At 58.5% G+C, this 2,803-nt stretch carries 2 protein-coding genes and 1 pseudogene; 2 read left to right on the forward strand and 1 reads right to left on the reverse strand.

All coding sequences use genetic code 11. The features are described from left to right. Together HCZ87_RS20895 and HCZ87_RS20430 are read left to right on the forward strand one after the other, a co-directional pair. Positions 1–188, forward strand: a pseudogene (locus HCZ87_RS20895) (aminoacyl-tRNA hydrolase); the annotation flags it as partial. 262 nt (positions 189–450) lie between these two features. Next, positions 451–1,329: a hypothetical protein gene (locus tag HCZ87_RS20430; RefSeq protein WP_167646923.1), complete on the forward strand. Its 879-nt coding sequence runs from the start codon at positions 451–453 to the stop codon at positions 1,327–1,329. A gap of 172 nt (positions 1,330–1,501) precedes the next feature. On the opposite strand, the gene trpB is transcribed toward HCZ87_RS20430, so the two are convergent. After that, entirely contained in the window at positions 1,502–2,761 is a 1,260-nt protein-coding gene (gene trpB / locus HCZ87_RS20435; RefSeq protein ID WP_167646925.1) for a tryptophan synthase subunit beta, read from the reverse strand. Between the last annotated feature and the right edge of the window lie 42 nt (positions 2,762–2,803).

The following is a 2,803-nucleotide window of genomic DNA, read 5'->3' on the forward strand; positions in this document are numbered from 1 at the left end:
TTGAGGGGGATATTGCAGGTTCTGTACGGGGTGATGCATTGGGGCAAGTTCACCCGGCTGGTGCCGCATCCGCTGAGGCTGGGCCTTCTGCACCCGCCGCCGCCCCCGCCACCGAATCCAAAAAAACGGCCCCACCCGCCGCAGATGACCGCAGCGCGATGCAAAAGCTGCTCGATAAATTCAACTGAGCTCGGCTGTCACCAAGGCTGGAATGCAAGCGGAACACAGATACTCAGAACTCAGGATTACAGATCTCCGGGGCTGAATATCCGCCTGGCTGGCCTTTCCAACGTAGACACTTGCCCCGCCATGACATTGCAATGCGCCGCCTCACACGGTAGCGCATTGCAATGTCATGAAAACAATCTCCCTATGCGTGTATCGTAGGCATATTTATTAAATCTCTCATGAACAAAATGGCTCAAGACTTTGAGACATCGAGAGGTCACTATGTTTTTCAACCAATCCCTGAGCGAACATACGCTCGCCCTATTCAAAACCGCAGGGGTAAGCCAGGATGGCAAAGGGGCGCCGAAGGCGTCCCTGGCGGCATCATCAGGCACCGATCAGGCCCTGCGATATGCTCTCAGTAATACTGCCGTTGCGGCGCAGGCGGGAGAACCCGCTGCACCTGTATCGGAGAATGCGGAAACAGGAATTCCCGAGGAAGGCGGCACCTACGGGGGACGGTTCTCGGATCCTGCGCAGCGCGCCAAAATATTCGCCGACGCCTATGCCAGACAGGCCGCATCCGATGCCTTTCAGGCAGAGAACGGATACAAGAACCGTCTGTCTGTGGGACTGTACACCGCTGATGCTATGGCGAAAGCTCAGCAACCGGGTATGGGCCACTATGAGACCCGTGAAGATGCTGTCGCGGCGGCTGCGGAACGTTTGGGTGACATGACTACCGCTGCCAAGCAGGTAAACTGGGCAAGAAACACAGTTACTTATCCATTTGATGATAGTGCCGTTGGGGCTGAAACCGATAGCGGTTTTCTTTGGTCACACGCAAAGCTTGAGGACGCTGAATTGGCTTTGGCGGAGCTTTCCCCTGAGCAACTGGCCCGAGCTGAAGAAAAACAGGCGCATGATCTAGCTGTCACAGGCATGTGGTATAATATTAGGGCGTCTGAATTGACCCGCGACTTCGGTATCACCGCCGAAACCTCGACAAGCTTCGACGAGGATGGTCGCGTCACATTGAATGACTTCGAGGTCACGCATTCCGAGTATGGCAAGCTTGGCGAAGTGAAGGACGGCGTGTTCTACATCGCCACCGAAGATGGAACGCTTGTGGAGCCGGAAGTCTACTTCGGCAACGCCTGACAGGCCTGACGGTGGCGATTGAACGAACCTCCGTCTTGCCACCATTTGGGCCAGGGGCGCTCTGCCACCTTCGCCAGCGCCTTTCAGTCACCAAAATACCGACCACGCTCACACGTTAGATCTGTGCGGCAAGATGAAAAAGGGGAGGCCCGTCGGCACTCCCCCTTGTTTCTCAATCGTCCAGATCGCGGCCTTCTTCGGTATCCGACATGTCGAAACCGAGATGACGCGCGACGGTGAAGATGTCCTTGTCGCCGCGTCCACACATATTCATCACGATGATATGGTCCTTGGGCAGCTCCGGTGCGATTTTCATCACATGGGCCAGCGCGTGGCTGGGCTCCAGCGCCGGGATGATACCCTCCAGCGCACAGGAGAGCTGGAAAGCTTCCAGCGCTTCCTTGTCGGTGATGGAGACATACTTCGCCCGGCCGGTATCGTTGAGCCAGGCATGCTCCGGCCCGATGCCGGGATAGTCCAGACCTGCTGAAATCGAGAAACCTTCGAGGATCTGGCCGTCGTCATCCTGCAACAGATAGGTGCGGTTGCCATGCAGCACGCCGGGGCGTCCGCCGGTGAGGGAGGCGCAATGCTCCATCTTCTCGTCCACGCCCTTGCCACCGGCCTCAACGCCGATGATGTTCACCGACGGATCATCGAGGAAGGGGTGGAACAGGCCCATGGCGTTGGAGCCGCCGCCGATCGCCGCGATGACGGTATCCGGCAGGCGGCCTTCGCCCTCCTGCTCGGCCAATTGCCAGCGCACTTCCTTGCCGATGATCGACTGGAAATCGCGCACCATCGCCGGATAGGGGTGCGGGCCCGCGACAGTGCCAATGCAGTAGAAGGTGTCGCGCACATTGGTCACCCAATCGCGCAGCGCATCGTTCATCGCATCCTTGAGCGTGCCACGACCGGAGGTCACCGGGATCACCTCTGCACCAAGCAGGCGCATGCGGAACACATTCGGCGCCTGGCGGCGCACGTCATGGGCCCCCATGTAGACGACGCATTTCAGACCAAACTTGGCGCAGACGGTGGCTGTCGCCACCCCGTGCTGGCCGGCACCCGTTTCGGCGATGATCCGGGTCTTGCCCATGCGGCGCGCCAACAGGATCTGTCCCAGCACGTTGTTCACCTTATGCGCGCCGGTGTGATTGAGCTCGTCGCGCTTGAGGTAGATCTTGGCGCCGCCCAGATGCTCGGTCAGGCGCTCGGCATGATAAAGCGGGCTGGGACGACCAACATAGTGTTTCCACAGATCATCCATCTCGGCCCAGAAATCCGGGTCTACCTTGGCTTTTTCGTATTCTTCCTCCAGCGAGAGGATCAGCGGCATCAGCGTTTCGCTCACAAAGCGGCCACCGAAGATGCCGAAACGACCCTGTTCGTCAGGTCCGTTCATGAAGCTATTGATAAGATCATCGGCCATGGGGGTCTCCGTCTTCCGTATGCGCCGGTTCTAAAGCGCATG

Origin of the sequence: Phaeobacter sp. HF9A, from assembly GCF_011806385.1 — a bacterium.
In the GTDB taxonomy this organism is placed as follows: domain Bacteria; phylum Pseudomonadota; class Alphaproteobacteria; order Rhodobacterales; family Rhodobacteraceae; genus Epibacterium.

Bases quoted from the DNA above. Each gene is read 5' to 3' on its own strand.
- trpB (WP_167646925.1), bottom strand. From the start codon at position 2,761: ATGGCCGATGATCTTATCAATAGCTTCATGAACGGACCTGACGAACAG.
- HCZ87_RS20430 (WP_167646923.1), top strand. From the start codon at position 451: ATGTTTTTCAACCAATCCCTGAGCGAACATACGCTCGCCCTATTCAAA.